15 protein-coding genes are annotated in these 17526 nt (G+C 72.5%); 8 read left to right on the plus strand and 7 right to left on the minus strand.

The annotated features are described in order from the left end of the window. A partial coding sequence (locus tag J1C73_RS36255) for an SCO2400 family protein (RefSeq protein ID WP_443732229.1) occupies positions 1–173 on the minus strand: 173 nt, incomplete at its 3' end. 78 nt (positions 174–251) lie between these two features. On the opposite strand from J1C73_RS36255, the gene J1C73_RS29045 reads away from it, so the two are divergent. From J1C73_RS29045 to J1C73_RS29055, 3 genes are all read left to right on the plus strand, one after another. Continuing rightward, positions 252–818: a hypothetical protein gene (locus tag J1C73_RS29045; RefSeq protein ID WP_207318975.1), complete on the plus strand. Its 567-nt coding sequence runs from the start codon at positions 252–254 to the stop codon at positions 816–818. Between the two features lie 148 nt (positions 819–966). After that, positions 967–2004, plus strand: coding sequence for a rod shape-determining protein (locus tag J1C73_RS29050; protein ID WP_207318976.1), 1038 nt, complete (start codon positions 967–969; stop codon positions 2002–2004). A gap of 21 nt (positions 2005–2025) precedes the next feature. Further along, positions 2026–3609 (plus strand): GAF domain-containing sensor histidine kinase, encoded by a 1584-nt coding sequence (locus J1C73_RS29055; RefSeq protein ID WP_207318977.1) that lies wholly within the window; start codon positions 2026–2028, stop codon positions 3607–3609. Here J1C73_RS29055 and J1C73_RS29060 read toward each other — a convergent pair. After that, the gene (locus J1C73_RS29060) at positions 3587–4018 is read right to left on the minus strand and encodes an Lrp/AsnC family transcriptional regulator (protein WP_123470749.1); all 432 of its coding nucleotides are present in this window, start codon (positions 4016–4018) and stop codon (positions 3587–3589) included. The two genes, J1C73_RS29055 and J1C73_RS29060, sit on opposite strands and share 23 nt — an antisense overlap. A 122-nt stretch (positions 4019–4140) precedes the next feature. On the opposite strand from J1C73_RS29060, the gene J1C73_RS29065 reads away from it, so the two are divergent. Beyond that, complete coding sequence (locus J1C73_RS29065) at positions 4141–5349, plus strand: MFS transporter (protein WP_207318978.1); 1209 nt, start codon at positions 4141–4143, stop codon at positions 5347–5349. A gap of 86 nt (positions 5350–5435) precedes the next feature. Here J1C73_RS29065 and J1C73_RS29070 read toward each other — a convergent pair whose 3' ends face one another. Both J1C73_RS29070 and J1C73_RS29075 read right to left on the minus strand, forming a co-directional pair. Beyond that, positions 5436–7613: a glycoside hydrolase family 99 protein gene (locus tag J1C73_RS29070; RefSeq protein ID WP_207318979.1), complete on the minus strand. Its 2178-nt coding sequence runs from the start codon at positions 7611–7613 to the stop codon at positions 5436–5438. A gap of 7 nt (positions 7614–7620) precedes the next feature. Next, complete coding sequence (locus J1C73_RS29075; RefSeq protein ID WP_207318980.1) at positions 7621–10083, minus strand: carbohydrate-binding protein; 2463 nt, start codon at positions 10081–10083, stop codon at positions 7621–7623. A gap of 282 nt (positions 10084–10365) precedes the next feature. Here J1C73_RS29075 and J1C73_RS29080 point away from each other — a divergent pair, with 282 nt between their 5' ends. From J1C73_RS29080 to J1C73_RS29090, 3 genes are read left to right on the plus strand one after another with little or no spacing between them, the layout of a single operon-like run. Further along, positions 10366–11829 carry an acyl-CoA synthetase gene (locus tag J1C73_RS29080; protein ID WP_207318981.1) on the plus strand — a complete coding sequence of 488 codons (1464 nt, stop codon included), beginning with the start codon at positions 10366–10368 and terminating at the stop codon, positions 11827–11829. Beyond that, a complete protein-coding gene (locus J1C73_RS29085) occupies positions 11822–13258 on the plus strand; it encodes a carboxyl transferase domain-containing protein (protein ID WP_207318982.1) in 1437 nt (478 codons plus the stop codon). Before J1C73_RS29080 ends, J1C73_RS29085 begins: the two co-directional genes overlap by 8 nt. 40 nt (positions 13259–13298) lie before the next feature. Beyond that, positions 13299–14096: a VOC family protein gene (locus J1C73_RS29090; RefSeq protein WP_207318983.1), complete on the plus strand. Its 798-nt coding sequence runs from the start codon at positions 13299–13301 to the stop codon at positions 14094–14096. A gap of 43 nt (positions 14097–14139) precedes the next feature. Here the strand turns inward: J1C73_RS29090 and J1C73_RS29095 are convergent, their stop codons facing one another. Beyond that, on the minus strand, positions 14140–15432 hold the full coding sequence (locus J1C73_RS29095) for an MFS transporter (RefSeq protein ID WP_372446750.1): 1293 nt from the start codon (positions 15430–15432) through the stop codon (positions 14140–14142). A gap of 310 nt (positions 15433–15742) precedes the next feature. On the opposite strand from J1C73_RS29095, the gene J1C73_RS35565 reads away from it, so the two are divergent. After that, entirely contained in the window at positions 15743–15871 is a 129-nt protein-coding gene (locus J1C73_RS35565) for a hypothetical protein (RefSeq protein WP_278186670.1), read from the plus strand. A gap of 3 nt (positions 15872–15874) precedes the next feature. On the opposite strand, the gene J1C73_RS29100 is transcribed toward J1C73_RS35565, so the two are convergent. Next, positions 15875–16312, minus strand: a complete 438-nt coding sequence (locus J1C73_RS29100; RefSeq protein ID WP_207318997.1) for an SRPBCC family protein — start codon at positions 16310–16312, stop codon at positions 15875–15877. Between the two features lie 525 nt (positions 16313–16837). Then, the gene (locus J1C73_RS29105; protein ID WP_207318984.1) at positions 16838–17251 is read right to left on the minus strand and encodes a DUF4190 domain-containing protein; all 414 of its coding nucleotides are present in this window, start codon (positions 17249–17251) and stop codon (positions 16838–16840) included. Positions 17252–17526: the final 275 nt, after the last annotated feature.

Consider the following 17526-nt stretch of genomic DNA (forward strand, 5'->3'; position numbering starts at 1 on the left):
CGGCGGCGCCGGCCGCCGGGGCGGGACGGCGCGGCCGTCTCGTCCCGCGCGTCCGGCTCGTGGCCCAGGGGCGCGGGCACGGCGTAGTGGCTCAGCGCCTCCGCGGGGGTTCCGCATCCGGCACAGGCCAGGGCGCCGTTGAGATGCCGCTGACAGGGGTGGCAGTAATCCATGGCGCCCGCAGATTAGATGCCCATCGGACAACAGAGAAAGCGGCTCAGGTGAGGATCCTGTGTGGAAGCGTTGATTCCATGACCGCTGCCACGCCTTTCGGCCCCCGTGAGTTCCAGCTTGTCCTGTTGCGCCGGATGGCCGACCACCAGCCCGGCCTCGTCGAGGACGCCCGGCACGAACTGAGCGCGACGCTCGCCGAGATGCGCGAGGCCAACCGCCGCTGGCAGGCCATGGTGCGTGCGCCGCGGGGGCGGGGGTCGCTGCGCCGCTACCGTTCGGTGCTCGGCGAGCCCGAGTCGTCGCTGCGGCGCACGGTGGGTGATCTGGAGTGCGACGCGCTGCTCTGGCCGGTGCCGCTCTGGCCCGATCTGCGGTTCGAGGTGATGGCCGGGCCCGGCGGGGCCGTGTGGAACGAGTGGCTGGTGCGGGCCCCCGGCGCGGCCGCCCCCGCCCTGCACACGGTCGAGGAGCTGCGCCCCTGGTCGTGCACCGTGGACGAGGTGGCGCGGGCCTTCGCGCCGGCCCGCCCGATGGAGGGCAGCGCGCCGACCCGCTGGGCGCTCGCGATCACCGCTCCGGTCACCGGTGAACCGTATGTCGCCGAGTTCACCTGGGGACTGCTCCAGCGGCTGCTCACCCGCTGACGGACCCGCGAGACCGCCGGCCGACGAGCCGTCAGCTCCGTCCCCCCTACGGCGCATCCCAGCGCGCACAACGCCTCCCGGCGGCGCACGATACGAAGACAACCGGCTGCCCGTCGGTACCCCCATCAACGCTCTCGGGAGACCTGCCGTGACCGTCAGCCTTGATCAGTTGCGCCGTTGCCACGTCGCCGTCGACCTCGGGGCCGCCCGGACCCGGGTGTACATCAAGGGGCTCGGGCTCGTCGTGGACGAGCCGAGCGCCGCCGCTGTGAACACCCGTACCGGCTCGCTCATCGCCGTCGGCGCGCTCGCCGAACAGATGACGGGCCGCACCCCCGACTACATCCGGGTGGTCCGTCCGGTCTCCGGCGGAACCGTCGTGGACATCGAGATGGCCCAGCGCATGCTGCGCCAGCTGCTGGGCGAGAAGCTCCGCCGTCAGCTGCGCCGCAGACCACGGCTGCGCGCCGCCGCCTGCACCCCGCACGACAGCGATCCGCTCGCCCAGCGGGCCGCCGTCGAGACCCTGGTCGGCCTCGGCGCCCGGCGCGTCGAGCTGGTCGACACCCTGATCGCGGCGGCCGTCGGCTGCGGACTGCCGGTCGAGCAGCCGACCGCCACCATGATCATGGTGTGCGGGGCCGCGACCACCCAGATCGCGGTGCTCTCGCTCGGCTCGATCGTGACCGCCGTACGCATCCCGATCGGCGGCGACGCGATCGACCACGCGGTGATCCAGCACCTGCGCCACTACCACGAGCTGATGCTGCCCAGCCACTCCGTACGCCCCTTGCAGCTGGCGCTCAGCAGTAACGGCCTCACCTCGCACGGGCCCGCCGTGACCGAGATCCACGGCCGGGACGTGGCGACCGGTCTGGCCCGCTCCGTGGAGGTCGACACCGCCGCGGTGCAACAGGCGATCCACCGCCCGCTCACCACGGTCCTGGACGGCCTGGGCAAGGTGCTGCGGGACTGCCCGCCCGATCTGGTGGCCGACCTCGCCGACTGCGGGATCATGATGGTCGGCGGCAGCGCGCTGCTGCCCGGCCTGGACCAGATGCTGCGCGACGCGACCGGCATGCCGGTGCACATCGCCGAGCGGCCCGACGTCTGCTCCGTACTGGGGCTCGGCGCCATGCTGGACGGCAAGATCCGCCCGATGGTCCTCGACCCGCTCGCCTGCTGAGTGCCGCGGGTCGTGCGGCGGATGACCGACGAACCACGCGACGCGGCATCCCCGGGAGGAATCCCGCAGACGCCCCGGCTGCCGATGCTCCTGGAGGCCGTGCTGAGTGTCGGCACCGATCTCGAACTGCGGTCCACCCTGCAGCAGATCATCGACACCGCCACCGCGCTCACCACGGCCCGCTACGGGGCGCTGGGCGTTCTGGACCCCGAGCGCGGCACCATCCGGGAACTGTTCGTCTGCGGACTGAACGACGCCGAACGGGAGGCCATCGGCGACCTCCCCGACGGCCACTCCGGCATGCTCGGCGCCCTCATCGAGGAGGCGCGGCCGCTGCGCTCCGACGACCTGACCACCGACCCGCGCGCCACCGGGGTACCGCCCCGCCACCCCACGATGCACTCGTTCCTCGGCGCCCCGATCCGGGTGCACGACACGGTCTTCGGGAACATCTACCTCACCGAGAAGAGCACCGCGCACTTCACCGACACCGACGCGGCGCTCCTGCGGGTCCTCGCCTCGCAGGCCGGTATCGCGATCGGCAACGCCCGGCTGTACGAGACGGCCCGGCAGCGAGAACGCTGGATCGAGGGCGCGGCCGCGGTCACCAACACCCTGCTGACCAGGGAGAACGCCGCCGACGCCCTGACGACCGTGGCCGAACGGGCCAGAATCCTCAGCGACGCGGCGGCCGGGGTGATCCTCCAGCCGACCGAGGAGGGCGGGATGGAGATCGTCGCCGCGTCCACGCTCGACGATCCGGCCGGTCTGGTGGGCACCGCCATCGAGCCCGGCTCCCCCGTCCTGGTCCAGCTGCTGGGCGGCCAGCCGGTCTTCATCGAGGACTCGGCGACCGATCCCCGGATGACCACACACGTACGGTCCCGGTTCGGCCCCAGCATGATGCTGCCGTTGCAGAGCGGCGGGCGGCTCATCGGCACCCTCGCCCTGCCCCGGCGGCGCGGCGGCCGCCCCTACACGGCCGTGGACCGGCTGCTGGCCTCGCAGTTCGCCTCGCAGGCCGCGCTCGCGCTGGTCCTGGTGGACGCCCAGCACGACCGCGAGCAGCTCGCGGTCTACGAGGACCGGGACCGGATCGCCCGTGATCTGCACGATCTCGTCGTCCAGCGGCTGTTCGCCACCGAGATGATGCTGGAGTCGACCCGCCGCCGGGCCGGCACCGGGGAGACCGACGAGCTGCTCGGCAGGGCCGTCGACGAGCTGGACTCCACGATCCAGGAGGTGCGGACGACCATCTTCGCCCTCCAGCAGCCGCCCGCCGAGGCTCCCACCACCTTCCGCGGTCAGGTGCTGCGGGAGACCCGGGGCGCGGCCGCGGTGCTCGGATTCCAGCCGTCGGTGCACTTCACCGGGGCGGTGGACGCCCTCGTGCGGGAGCCGGTGGGCGGACAGCTCCTCGCCGCATTGCGCGGGGCGCTGGCGGCCGCGCACCGGCGGGCCGGGGTATCGGAGATCGAGGTGGAGGTCGACGGTACGGCCGTGCTGCCCGACGGCCGGGCCGCGGTCCGGCTGACGGTCGGCGACAACGGGCGGGAACAGGACGGATCGCGCCCGCCGCCCGTCATCTGGCAGGCGCCGCTCTGAGCGCGACCCTGGTGTTGGAGTGGGCGACGCCCGCCTCCCGCTTGAGTCTGCGCAGCAGTGCGTCCAGCGCCGCGGTGTCGGCGGCGGTGGCGCGTACGAGGTAGTCGTGCCCGCCCGTCACATGCACCACTTCGGTGATCCCGGGCAGGGTCAGCACCGCCCGCTCGAAGACCTCGTTGGTGGTGTCCATCCGCAGGGTCACGTCGATGAAGACGACCAGGCCGGTCCGGGTGTCGGCGGCGGGGTCGATGATCACGGTGAAGCCGCGGATGACGCCGTCCCGGCGCAGCCGCCGCACCCGGTCGGCCGCCGCGTTGGCGCTCAGCCCCACCCGTGCTCCCAGATCGCGGTACGAGATCCGCGCGTCCTCCTGCAGAACGCCGAGGATTTCCCTGTCCAGACGGTCCATACCGCGATTGTCTCAGCTTTCGGGCGACAGCGACTGCCGGGCGCCCGTGGGCGGGGGCCGCCCCGCCCACGGATGGAGCACGCCGACGGGCCGGGAACGGGCCCGCGCCCTTGACTGTCACTGTGTACACAGCCGTCAAGCAGCCCCCCGCTCCGGCCTCCGCACCGCCCGGCGCCTACCGCAACCTCGCGATGGCCACGGTCGGCTTCGCATTGACCTTCTGGGCGTGGAATCTGATCGCGCCCATGTCCGGGGACTACAAGGACCGGCTCGGACTGAGTTCGTTCCAGCAGTCGCTGCTGGTCGCCGTGCCGGTGCTGGTCGGCTCGCTCGGCCGGATCCCGGTGGGCGCGCTCACCGACAAGTACGGTGCGCGGCTGATGTTCCCACTGATCTCGGCGCTCACCGTCCTGCCGGTGCTGCTGCTGATCCCGGCGAAGGACTCCTACGGCGCGATGCTGGCCGTGGGCTTCCTGCTGGGCCTGGGTGGTACGACGTTCGCGATCGGCATCCCGCTCGTCAACTCGTGGTTCCCGCCCGCCGAACGGGGCCTCGCCCTCGGTGTGTTCGGCATGGGCATGGGCGGCGTGGCGCTGTCCGGGTACTTCACCCCGCGGATCGCCGAGCACGGCGACAACCTGCCGTTCCTCGTGGTCGCCGGGGCGCTCGTGGTGTACGCGGCGCTGGCGGCGGTGCTGGTCAACGACCGGCCGGGGCGGCAGGTGCCGACCGGCACACTGGCCCACCGGCTGGCTGCGGCGGGGCGGCTGCGGGTCACCTGGGAGCTGTCTGCGCTGTACGCGATCGGCTTCGGCGGCATCGTGGCGTTCGGCGTCTATCTGCCGACGTATCTGAAGACCTGGTACGACCTCTCGCCGACCGACGCCGGTACGAAGTCCGCCGGATTCGCCCTGGTCACGGTGGTCTTCCGGCCGATCGGCGGCTGGCTCTCGGACCGGATCCACCCGGCGCTGGTCTCCTCGGCGGCGCTCGGCGTGGCCGCCCTGATGGCGATCGTCCAGGCCTTCGACCCGAAGCTGATGCCCGGCGGCACGATCGCGCTGCTGATCATGGCGGCGGGTCTCGGTACCGCGAGCGGCAGTGTCTTCGCGCTGGTCTCGCAGGTGACCCCGCAGGCGAAGGTGGGCAGCGTCACCGGGATCGTCGGCGCGATGGGCGGACTCGGCGGCTTCGTGCCGCCCCTGGTGATGGGCGCGGTCTACAGCGCGAAGGGCTCCTACTCGATCGGCTTCATGCTGCTGTCCGACCTGGCGCTGGCGGGCTGTGTGTACGCGTACGGGCGGATGCGGAACATCCGGCGGGACGCCTGAGAGCCCGCGCGGAAGGAGAACGGCGGCGTCCCCGCCGGGACACCGCCGTTCGTCGTGGACCGGTTCAGCATGTCGTCAGCGCCGGTTCAGCGTGCGGCACGAGCAGCGGTGCGCCGCTGCTCGAACCGGTCCGCCCAGTACGCCGTCCGGTCGAGGTAGGCCGTCTCGGCGGCGGCCCCCGTCTTCCCGTATGCCCCTTCGTACGTCTGGTAGCCGTGTCCGGCGGGCGGGTTGCCCGCCGCGGGCTCGATCGGGCTGCCCTCGTGCCATTCGTTGAAGGAGGTGACGGAGACCCAGGAGGGCGATCCGCCGATGGCCGGGTCGAGGGCGTTGCTCCACTCCAGGTCGTAGGAGGCGCCGTCCTCCCGGCCCAGGGTGGGCGTGGTGTTGCCGGGCACGGCCCGGTCGTCGATGTATCCGGGTGCCACCGAGGGCGCCCAGACCAGGCCGTTGGCCTTGGCGTACTCCCCCGCCTGCTTCCAGCCGGGGGCGGTGGCACCGGCGATGCCGTCGTAGGTGTAGATCCCGCCGAAGTGCGCGACCTTGGTGGTGTCGGTGGTCTGGGCGAGGACGACGGCGCTGTCGCGCACGGCGTCCAGGGCCGACCAGTCCTGGATCCGCAGGCTCTCGAAGACGTAGAACGCCGGGCGGTTGCCGTGCTCGGCGTCCCGGTAGTAGGCGGGGTGGTCGCCGTACTCGCCGTTCAGATAGGCGATGTCGCCGACCACGGAGGCCGCGGTCCTGCCGCCGTACGGTTCGATGTGCCAGGCGACCTTGATCCCGTGCCGGGCGGCGGCGTCCAGGACCTTCGGGGCGAGCTTGTCCTCGTAGCCGCCCTGCCCCCACCAGCTGTAGACGATGACTCCGGCGCCCGACCGCTCGATCCACTTCATGTGCTGCTCGACGGCCCCGGCGATGTCACTGGAGTCGTACGGGCCGAGCTTCGGGTAGAGGTCGGCACCGATGTCGTCGGGCGGGGTGTGGCCGCCTTGCTCCCAGTGGCGCCAGCCGCCGTTCGTCTCCGGGGTGCCGTACCAGGGGTAGTAGAAGAGGTGCACCCGGGAGGAGCCCGTGGCCTTGGTGCCCTGCTGTCCGGCCAGGGTGAAGCTGTCGATGTCGAAGAGGGAGCCCGCTCCCCCGGTGAACCGGAGGAACAGCGGGCCCGAACCGGTGGCGGTGAGGGCGCCGGTCACCTGCGTGAAGGTCTCCCAGCCGCCGGTCGGGGCGACGTCCACCGATCCGAGCAGCGGTCCGGTGGCGGAACCGGAGCGCACCTCGATGGTGCCGCCCGCCCCGGCCGAGGAGACCTTGGCGGTGAAGGAGGTGGCCCCGGCCGTGTTGACCAAGGCGTAGCCCGCCCAGTCTCCGTTGTCGATGTAGCCGAGCGTGGCCCCGCCGCCCGCCCCGGTGTGCGCGGCGCTCTGCACGCCGAAGGAGGAGGTGTAGGACTCCGCCTCCACGGGGGCGTCACCGGGGTCCGGGGTCCCGGAGCCGCAGTCGGCCCGCACCGCGCCGGCCGCGTAGTGGATGCCGCCGAGCAGCAGCCGGCGGAAGTCCGGATCGCTGTAGGACTCGATGGTGTGGCCGAGGCCGGTGTAGAAGGACCGGCCCTGCTGCTGCGGGTGGCACCAGGTGATCGGGTGGTCGCCGCCCATCTCGCCGCCGGTGTAGCTGCTTTCGTCCAGGCTCTGGAGCACATGGACGTCGTCGCGGGGATCGGTGCGGTAGTTGTACCACTCGTCGGTGCGGACCCAGTCGTCGTCGAGGTGCGCGGTCGCCGGGTGGGCGTGGTCCTCGGTGACGACCTTCGCCTGCTGGATCGCCGGGTGGCTCTTGAACCGGGCGCCGACGAGGTGCTCGTACGCCGGCCAGTCGTACTCGGTGTCCGCGGCGGCGTGGACACCGACGAATCCGCCGCCCCCGTCGACGTACGCCGACAGGGCGTCCTGCTGCGCGGTGTCCAGGACGTCGCCGGTGGTGCTGAGGAAGACCACCGCCTCGTACCCGGCGAGGTTCTCCGGGGTGAAGGCGCCCGCGTCCTCGGTGGCCGTGACGCCGAAGCCGTCCGCCGCGCCCAGTTCCTGGATCGCGGTGATGCCGGCCGGGATGGAGTCGTGCCGGAATCCGGCGGTCCTGGAGAAGACGAGCACGTCGTACGGGTCCGCGGCGGCGCCCGCCGGGGCGGGGGCCAGGAACCCGGCTCCCAGGGCGAGTGCGGCGGCGCAGGCGATATGGCGCACGCGCCGGGCGAGTTGGTGTCTCATGCGTCGGTCACCCCTCCGTCTTGAAGGTGAAGGCGTCCAGGTCGAACAGGTTTCCCTGGCCGGTGGGCCCCTTGAAGACGAGGAAGAGTTCCGTGGTGCCGGCGGGTGCGTTGCTCACGTTCGCCGAGACGTCGGTGAAGTTCTCCCAGCCGCCGGTGGGTGCGACGGTCAGGGTGGAGAGCAGGGGGCCGGTGGGGGAACCCGCGCGCACCTCCAGCGTGCCGCCGGGACCGGCGGAGGAGACCCGGGCCGAGACGCCGGTGGCGTTGGACAGGGCGTACGGCTCGAAGGAGATCCAGTCGCCGTTGTCGGTGAAGCCGACGGTGGCGCCGCCCTCGGCCGTCCCGTGCTGGGCGGGCTCGATCCCGGACTGGGCGGCGAAGTGCTCGCCCTGCCGGTGCCGGGGCTGGAGGATGCTGTCGCCGTGGGTGGTGAGCCCGCCGGCGTCCGTGTACTCGGCGTCGAGGACCCCGTAGATGTTGGCGGCGCTGTCGTGCTCGCCGTCGACGGGGACGTCGATGGTGCCGGAGCAGCCGTTCTTCGAGGTGATCTGGTGGCGGTGGCTGTCGTGGCCGAGCAGATAGGTGACCTTGACCTTCGAGCAGTCGACCGCGCCGTCCTCCGGGTCGGTGACGGTGACGGTGAAGGGCACGGAGTCGCCGAAGGAGAAGAGTCCGCCGTCGGCGGGCGTGGTCAGGGTGACCGCGGGGGCGGTGTTGCCCGCGGTCACGACGAGACTGGCGGTGCCGGTGAGCCCCTCGGGGTCGGTGACGGTCAGGGTCGGCCGGAAGGTCCCGGCGGTGGTGTAGGTGTGGTGCGGATCGGCCTCGGCGGAGGTGGCTCCGTCACCGAAGTCCCAGGCGTAGTGCAGCGCCCCGCCCTCGGGGTCCGCGCTGCCGGCCGCCGAGAAGGCGACGTCGAGCGGGGTCGGGCCGGACGTCCGGTCCGCCGCGGCCCTGGCGACCGGGGAGCGGTTGCTGCCCGCCAGGTACTCGACGCGGTACAGCGCCTGGTTGTTGGAGCCGGTGCCGTAGTCCAGGACGTACAGCGCACCGTCCGGGCCGAAGGCGGAGTCCATGACCTGGGTGCCGGTCCACGGGAAGGTGTCGATCGTCCCGGGTGACCCGTCGGCCTTCACCTCGACCGGCTTGATCCATGCGCGGCCGTACTCGGTGGCGAAGAAGCGGCCGTCGAGCGAGGCGGGGAACTTGACGGCCGAGTCGAGGTCCGCGTCGTAGTGGTAGACGGGACCGGCCATCGGCGATTCGGAGCCGCCGCCGAACTCGGGCGGGGAGCCCGCGTCACCCGCGTACCTGATCCAGGCGGGCCGCACGGCGGGCAGCGTCGGCAGGCCGGTGTTGCGGAAGGAGTTGTTGGCCGGACCGGCCGCGCAGTCGTACTTCGCGCCGGAGGGGCCGCTCGGGAAGGTGTACTCGTTGTACGTCTCCGAGGGGGTGTTGGTGCCCGTGCAGTAGGGCCAGCCGAAGTTGCCCGGGCCGGTGACGCGGTCGAACTCGACCTGGCCGCTGGGGCCGCGGCCGGCGTCGGTGGTGCCGGCGTCGGGGCCGTAGTCGCCGATGTAGACGGTGCCGGTCGGCTTGTCGACGGACATCCGGAACGGGTTGCGGAAGCCCATCGCGTAGATCTCCGGCCGGGTCCGGTCGGTGCCGGGGGCGAAGAGGTTGCCGGCCGGGACGGTGTAGCCGCCGGATGCGGTGGGCTTGATCCGCAGCAGCTTGCCGCGCAGGTCGTTGGTGTTCCCGGAGGAGCGCTGGGCGTCGAACTGCGGGTTGCGCCCGGTGCGTTCGTCGATGGGGGCGTAGCCGGCGGACTCGAAGGGGTTGGTGTCGTCGCCGGTGGTCAGGTAGAGGTTCCCGGCGGCGTCGAAGTCGATGTCACCGCCGACGTGGCAGCACTGGCCGCGGTCGTTGGGGACTTCGAGGACGACCTTCTCGCTCGCGGTGTCCAGCGTCCCGTCGGCCTTCAGGGTGAACCGGGAGAGGTTGAGGTGCCCCTTCCACGGTTCGAAGTCGGCGGCCGTTCCGGTGACGGGGGCGTCACCGGCCGGGGTGTTCAGGGTGGGTGAGTAGTAGAGGTAGAGGTAGCGGTTGGCGGCGAAGTCCGGGTCGGCCGCGACGCCCTGCAGCCCTTCCTCGTCATGCGTGTAGACATCGAGCTTGGCAGCGGTCTTCGTCGCCCCGGAGGCGTCGGTGAGCCGGACCGTGCCGTCCCGGGCGGTGTGGACGACGGACCGGTCCGGCAGAACGGCGAGGGACATGGCCTCGCCCAGTTCGGCCGCACCGAGAGCCAGTTGGACCTGCTGGTAGTCGGCGGCGGGGATGTCGGCCGCCGCGTGGACCGCGGTGGGGGCTGCGGGCGCGGCCACCGCGGCACCCGCGGCGAGGCCGCCGGTGGCGACCAGGGTGAGCGCGGTGACGAGTCTGGACCACAGGGGTGGGGACAGAGGCATGAACGCTTCCTTCCTGACGGTGCGTGGGGTTGTCAGGCAAGGCGCTGTCGCGCTTTGCGACGTGCGTGTACTGCCGGGCGAGCGGCGATGCAGCCAGGTTCTTTCCTCCCTGCCGCGCCGAGATGCCCTACCGGAGTGAGCTTTTTGCATGCTGGCAACGCAAAATTAATATGTCAAGGTCGTATCCAAATTCCCGCCGGATGCCCCGTACAGCCATCCGGCGCCGGTTCGGGACACATTCCGATGACGGAAGCGCTTCACCTATCTAGGGTTCGCAGAGTGATGCCACTTTTGCCTGCACTCCAGGATCCCGCCGGTCCGCCGGCCGCCCGCGAAGCCGTCCGGTTCGGCGAACAGTCCCTGACCTACGCACAGTTGGCCGCCGCGGCCGATGCGCTCGCTGCCCGGATCGCCGGTGCCGGCCGGGTCGCGGTCTGGGCCGCCCCGGTCCCGGAGACCGTGGTCGCGGTGGTCGCAGCGCTCCGGGCGGGGGTGCCCGCCGTACCGCTCAACCCGAAGACGGGCGAGCGGGAGCTGGCCCATATCGTCGCCGACAGCGCACCGTCGACGGTGCTGGCCGCGGCCGGTGACGTACTGCCGCCCGCGCTGGCCGCGTTGCCCCGGGTGGACGTGGACGTGGACACCGGGGAGCCGGCCCGCTCCGCCGCCCCCTTCGCCGAGCCCTCACCCGAGTCCCCGGCCCTGATCGTGTACACCTCCGGCACCACCGGCCCGCCCAAGGGCGCGGTCCTGCCGCGCCGGGCCATCGCCGCCACCCTGGACGCGCTGGAGGACGCCTGGCAGTGGACCGGCGACGACGTCCTCGTCCACGCGCTGCCGCTGTTCCATGTGCACGGCCTGATCCTCGGCGTCCTCGGCCCGCTGCGGCGGGGCGGTTCGGTGCGCCATCTCGGCCGGTTCTCCACCGAGGGCGTGACCCGGGAGCTGGAGTCGGGCGGCACGATGCTGTTCGGCGTGCCGACGATGTACCACCGGATCGCGGAAGCGCTTGCCGGCCCCTCCGCGTCCGACGGGCTCGCGAAGGCCCTGGCGGGTGCCCGGCTGCTGGTCTCCGGGTCGGCCGCGCTGCCGGTCCACGACCACGAGCGGATCGCGGCGACGACCGGCCGCCGGGTCATCGAGCGGTACGGCATGACGGAGACGCTCATGAACACGGGCGTGCGGGCCGACGGCGAACCGCGCCCCGGCACCGTCGGCGCCCCGCTGCGCGGCGTCGAGCTCCGCCTGGTCGAGGAGGACGGCAGCGCGCTCGCCGACCCCGCGTCCGTCGGCGAGATCCAGGTACGCGGCCCGAACCTGTTCACCGGCTACCTCAACCGCCCCGACGCGACGGCCGCCGCGCTCACCGCCGACGGCTGGTTCCGTACCGGGGACATGGCCACCCTCGACCCCGACGGGTACGTACGGATCGTCGGCCGCAAGGCCACCGACCTGATCAAGAGCGGCGGCCACAAGATCGGCGCCGGTGAGATCGAGAACGCCCTCCTGGACCACCCGGGCGTCCGCGAGGCAGCCGTCACCGGCGAACCCGACCCGGACCTGGGCGAGCGGATCGTCGCCTGGGTGGTGCCGGCCGACCCCTCGTCCCCGCCCCCGGCCGACGAACTCGCCGGTCATGTCGCGGCCCAGCTCTCCCCGCACAAGCGGCCGCGCACGGTCCGCTACCTGGACGCGCTGCCACGCAACGACCTGGGCAAGATCATGAAGCGGTCGCTCCATGGCTGACCGGCTGTCGGCCCGTGCGGCGATCGCCGCCGTCACCGCGGACTTCACCGAGTCCACCGCCCCGCGCGAGGACACCGCGGCCGACGGACCGCTCGACTGGACGGGATACGCGGACTCCCGGGCACGGGCCACCGCCCGCACCGGTGAGCGGGAGTCCGTCGTGCACGGCCTCGCCACCCTCGGCGGCCACCCCTGCGTCCTGGTCTCGTTCGAGTTCGGGTTCCTCGGCGGCTCGCTCGGGCAGCGCACCGGGGACCGGCTGGAGGCGGCGTACGAGGAGGCCGTGACCCGGCGGCTCCCCCTCGTCTCGCTGATCGCCACGGGCGGCAGCCGGATGCAGGAGGGCATGATCGCGCTCACCCAGCTGCACCGGGTGGCCCGTGCCTCGGCGCGGCTGCGGGCGGCCGGTCCGGCGCAGCTCGCGGTCCTGCGCGACCCGACGACCGGCGGCGGCTGGGCGACCCTGGGCGCGGGCGCCGATGTGATCCTGGCGCTGCCGGGGGCCCAGATCGGGTTCGCCGGCTCCCGGGTACGGCCGCCCGGCGCGGACCCCCTCGCGTACACCGCCGAGGGCCAGCTGGCGGCCGGCCAGATCGACGCGATCGTCCCGCAGGAGGAGCTGGCCGCCACCCTGGGCCACTGGCTGGGGGCGCTCGCCCACCGCGACCCCGCGCCGGTGGCCGCGGCGGTGCCGGCCGCGCTCTCCGCGACCGGGGACGCTGTGCCCGCGCCGGTGCCGGCCGCGCTCTCCGCGACCGGGCTCCCGCGGACCGGCTGGGACGCCGTGGTCCGGGCCCGGTCCGCGTCACGGCCGCGCGCCGAGGCGTATCTGGACGCCTACTTCGGGATACGGCTCCCGCTCCACGGGGACCGCTGCGGGGGCACGGACCCCGGGCTGCTCTGCGGGTTCGGGCTGCGCGAGGGGCGGCCCGTCGCGTACGTCGCCCAGTGCGGCACCGCGACCCGCCCGGCCGGCTACCGCACCGCGGCCCGGGTGATCAGGCTGGCCGACCGGCTCGGCGTCCCGGTCCTCACCCTGGTCGACACCCCGGGCGCGGCCAATGACGCCGAGGCGGAACGGGCCGGTGCGGGTGCGGCCATCGCCGACGCCTTCGCGGCGATCGCGGCCGCCCGGGTCCCCGTCACGACCCTGGTGATCGGCGAGGGCGGCTCGGGCGGCGCACTGGCCCTGGCCGCACCGGGCAACACCCATGTCACCGCCGACAGTTATTTCTCGGTCATCGCCCCGGAACTCGCGGCGGCGATCCTGAAGCGCTCCCCGGACCAGGTGCACGCCACGGCGGACCAGCTGCGGCTGCGTCCGCAGGACCTGGTGGACCTGGGAGTCGCCCGCTCCGTCGTACGGCCCGGTCCGCCGGACGCCGGCACGGGCTCGGCGCGCACAGGAGGCGATGGGTCGATAGCGTAATAAAGGGGACACATCGTCGAGCAGAAGAGAGGGCCGGGTCATGGCCGCAGAATCAGAGGGCACTCCGTGCTGGGCCGATGCGACGTTCGGCGACATCCAGGGTGCGAAGCGCTTCTACGGTGAGCTGCTGGGCTGGACCTACGGCGACTCGCTGCCCGAGTTCGGCAACTACACCCAGGCCTACGTGGACGGCAAGGCGGTCGCCGCCCTGATGCCGCCCGTCCCCGGCCAGGAGGTACCGGCCGCCTGGACCCTGTATCTCGCCTCGCCGGACGCCGCGGCCACCACCGCGAAGATCCGCGAGCACGGCGGCGAGGTGCTGGTGGAACCCATGCAGGTCGGCGAGTTCGGCACGATGGCGCTGGCCCGCGACCCGGGCGGGACGGCCTTCGGGGTGTGGCAGGCGGGCAGCCACGAGGGGTTCGGTGCGCGCAACGTGCCCGGCGCCTACAGCTGGGCCGAGGTCTTCACCCGGGAGCCGGAGAAGGCGGACGCCTTCTTCCGCGGCGTCTTCGGGTACGGGGTGAAGCGCGTCGAGGACGACGAGATCGACTTCACGCTCTACGACCTGGGAGCGGACCCGGTGCTCGGCCGGATGAAGATGACGGAGGACTTCCCGCCGGAGGTGCCGCCTTACCTGAACGTGTACTTCACCGTCGCGGACTGCGACGCGGCCGTGGAGAAGGCCAAGGCGCTCGGGGCGCAGCTCCGGTTCGGCCCGCTGACCATCCCGTTCGGCCGGTTCGCGTCCCTGACCGACCCGCAGGGCGCACCGTTCTCGCTGATCGACAGCACGACGACCGGCGGCGAGATGCCGAAGGTCACGAACGTCTCCTGACGGGGCCGCGGCTTCGGTCCGGGCACAGGTCCGCGGACAGCCCTCAGGCCTCGGGATCGCGTGCGTCGTACCGCGCGAACCGGGGCCACCGCAGGGCCAGCACCGCCACCGCGGCCACGCACGCGATCCCTCCCCCGGTCACGGCCACGCCGGGCGAGACGAGATCGGCGACCGATCCGGCCAGGAAGTCGCCGAGCCGGGGGCCGCCCGCCACGACGACGATGAACACGCCCTGGAGCCGCCCCCGCATCCCGTCCGGCACAGCGGCCTGGAGCATGGTGTTGCGGAAGACCATCGAGGTGGTGTCGGCCGCCCCCGCGAGCGCCAGGAAGATCAGCCCGAGCCAGAGCTGCCGGGTCAGCCCGAACACCGCGACGGCGGTCCCCCAGCTCGCGACCGCGAAGAGCACGGCGAGCCCGTGCCGCCGGATCCGCCCCAGCCAGCCGGAGAACACCCCGCCCAGCAGCGCCCCCAGCGCCGGGGCGGCGACCAGCAGTCCGGTGGTCTTCGCGTCGCCCCCGTACCAGAGGACGGCGACGACGGGGAACAGTGCGCGGGGATTGGCCAGCACCATGGCGCACATGTCGGTGAAGAAGGTCATCCGCAGATGGGGCCGGGTCCCCAGGAACCGCAGCCCGTCCATCACCGACGCCCGCTTCGCGGCCCCGGCGGCCCCCTCCCCCCGGTCCGGCAGCATCGAGGGCAGCCGCCACATCGCGTACAGCGAGGCGGTGAAGGTGACGGCGTCGATGCCGTACGCGGCCCGGTACCCCCACCAGCCGACGATGAGCCCGCCGAGCATCGGTCCGACGAGCCCGCCCGTGGTGCTGGTCATGGAGTTCAGCGCGTTGGCGGCGGGCAGCTGTTCGGCCGGCAGGAGGCGGGCGATCATCGAGCTGCGGGCCGGTGAGTTGAGCGCGAAGCAGACGGCCTGGAGCGCGACGACCGCGTACAGCAGACCCACCCGCTCCACCCCGGCGACGGTGATCGCCACCAGCCCGACGGAGAGTACGAACGACCCGAAGGCACTGGCCAGTCCCAGCCTGCGCCGGTCGACGGTGTCGGCGACGGCGCCGCCGTAGAGCCCGAAGACGACCAGGGGCACGAGCGAGCAGAATCCGATCAGCCCGACGGAGAAGGCGGACCCGGTGAGGTCGTACACCTGGAGCGAGACGGCGAGCGCCGTCATCCCCTGCCCGACCCAGGAGACCGTGTTCCCGAACCAGAGCCGCCGGTAGTCGGGGGAGGTCCGCAGCGGGGTCAGGTCGGCGAATATGCGGGCGCGAGGGGCGGGCTCATCGGCCTCGTCCGCCGTTTCGGTCAGGGATTCGGTCACGGAGGATGGTATCGGCCGGAAGGCCTGAGCCGGGAGGCGGCGGGGACGACGGTGGTCACCGCGGCGCCGGGGAGAACGGGGACGGGCACGGCTCCGCCGCTTGGCACATCGAGGCGTACAGCCGCTTCGTCGCCCACGGGGAGGCCGGCATCGTCGAGGGGTGGTTGTCCCTCCCCGCCCCGCGCGACCGCCGCCGCTTCGTCTCCGCCGTGGAGAAGGTGCTTCCCGAGTGGCTCTCGGGCCGGTGCGGCGCCCAGCAGATCAACCCTGAGGATCGCCGGGTCAGTCGGCCGCGCCGGAGAGTGCCGCCATGTGCACGACCTGCACGGCCCGGCTTCTGGAGGACCGGCTCTCGGTACGTCTGCTCGACGCCCGGCGCGCCGGAGGGAGCACCCTGCCGGCGCCCCTGCCGGCGTCGGCGGCTCCGGTCACCGAGTAGGGGTCAGGCCGCGTGCCCGTCGATCGCGGCGGGCATGCTGACCGTGATCTCGTCGCCCAGCCGCTCGAATTCGCGGCGCAGGAAGGGATCGGCGAGCCGCGCCAGGCCGTGGAACCGGATCGTCGCACGGTAGGTGATGACCGTGGACTCCCCGTCGGCCCGGAAGCTCAGGTCGTCGCGCGAGGTGGCGGTCTTGTTCTCACCCACGAAGACCACGTGGTCGTCCGTCAGCGTGACCAAGCGGTACCGCAGCTCCGTACGGCGACCGCGGAACTCGGAGACGTTGTGCCACTGCGCGCCTTCGGCGAGGGGGCCGCTGTCGATGCGGTCGCACTCCCGCGTCCCCGGGTCCCAGTCGACCGCATGGGAGAAGTCCGCCAGGTAGCGCACCACCTCTGCCAAGGGGCGCTGGACGGTGACCTGTCGTTCGACGTGGACCACGGTGACTTCTTTCTGAACGCTCGCCGGAGGCGAGGGGTCGGGGCTGATCATCATGTGGCTACGGGTGCGTCCGCACCGGGCGAACCGCCCGGTGTGAGGTGGCGGGCCCACGTAGACGGAGCGCGTCGTGGGCGGAAGCCACGTGCTCTCGGGCCGAGCGGTACGGTCGGCGTGGCGCCCCGTACGGCGCTGTTCCCTCATCTCCGCCTCGTACAGATGGTCGCGGCCCCTGGGCGAGCTCCTCGCGCACCTGGCCTTCGATGCCGGCGCCGAGTGCTCTCACCATCTTGTCGCTCAGGCCGTCGGGCCGGGTGTGCGCGGTGTCTGGGCCGCCGGGTTCAGGAGTCACCTCGTACCTGTACCCGCTGTCCGCCCTTGGTCGTCGGAGTTCACCCGGCCCGCGCACGAAGGGAGACGCCGAGAGCCGTGAAGCGGTGGGACCGCCCAGGGACGGGATGACCCGTTCCCCAGGGCGATCCGTGCGACGGACGTGGTCCGGTCCACCCGGGGCAGGACCTCAGTCCGTCAGTTGTCGGTGTCCTGCTTGTAGTCCTGGGAGCACTGGTCCTTCTCGCTCTGCGAATGGGCGTGCTGAACGCAGTCGTTGAAGTCCTTGAACTCGTCGGAGTTGAGGATGGACGCGCCGATCGCGATGATCACGATCGACCCGATCAGCCCCAGCGCGCCGAGTACGGCGCCGACGATCGACAGCGTGCCGTGCGGAGCTCTCCCACCGCGGGCACGGCGGGCCGCGATGATGCCGAGGACGATCGCGACCAGGCCGAGCAGGATGCCGCCGAGGACGGTCCAGAAGAGCAGTACCGCCACGATGCCGAGAACGAGCGCGGCGATCGCGAGTCCGTTACTCCGCGTCACACTCCCGCTCGACTGGGTCTGGTTGTAGTCGCCGGGCGTCTCGGGGTGGTTGGCGAAAGACACGTCATTCCTCTCATGCTGCTTCGGTGCCGCCGGGTTGCGGCCCGTGTCTTGTGCCCTTCCCTCGGTCCCGAATGCCTGTGTCGTCCGCGTGTTAGCGGTACGTCAGGTTCCGTTTCGCCGTGCTCTCCTGACCGGCTCCGGGGCGCGGGCAAGGTGCCGGCGGGAGGCGCGTCAGGCGCGCCCCCCGCCGGGGAGGTGAGGGCTGGTTCCAAGAACCCCCACCCGAGGATTCGGGGCAGAGGCGGGAGCGGATTGGTCGGGGACGACACCGCATC

The sequence above is a fragment of the Streptomyces laculatispora genome (genome assembly GCF_017353455.1).
Taxonomy (GTDB): Bacteria; Actinomycetota; Actinomycetes; order Streptomycetales; family Streptomycetaceae; genus Streptomyces; species Streptomyces laculatispora.

Coding starts and splice junctions, on each gene's coding strand:
- J1C73_RS29045 (WP_207318975.1), top strand. CDS start 252: ATGACCGCTGCCACGCCTTTCGGCCCCCGTGAGTTCCAGCTTGTCCTG.
- J1C73_RS29055 (WP_207318977.1), top strand. CDS start 2,026: ATGACCGACGAACCACGCGACGCGGCATCCCCGGGAGGAATCCCGCAG.
- J1C73_RS29060 (WP_123470749.1), bottom strand. CDS start 4,018: ATGGACCGTCTGGACAGGGAAATCCTCGGCGTTCTGCAGGAGGACGCG.
- J1C73_RS29070 (WP_207318979.1), bottom strand. CDS start 7,613: ATGAGACACCAACTCGCCCGGCGCGTGCGCCATATCGCCTGCGCCGCC.
- J1C73_RS29075 (WP_207318980.1), bottom strand. CDS start 10,083: ATGCCTCTGTCCCCACCCCTGTGGTCCAGACTCGTCACCGCGCTCACC.
- J1C73_RS29080 (WP_207318981.1), top strand. CDS start 10,366: ATGCCACTTTTGCCTGCACTCCAGGATCCCGCCGGTCCGCCGGCCGCC.
- J1C73_RS29085 (WP_207318982.1), top strand. CDS start 11,822: ATGGCTGACCGGCTGTCGGCCCGTGCGGCGATCGCCGCCGTCACCGCG.
- J1C73_RS29090 (WP_207318983.1), top strand. CDS start 13,299: ATGGCCGCAGAATCAGAGGGCACTCCGTGCTGGGCCGATGCGACGTTC.
- J1C73_RS35565 (WP_278186670.1), top strand. CDS start 15,743: ATGTGCACGACCTGCACGGCCCGGCTTCTGGAGGACCGGCTCTCGGTA.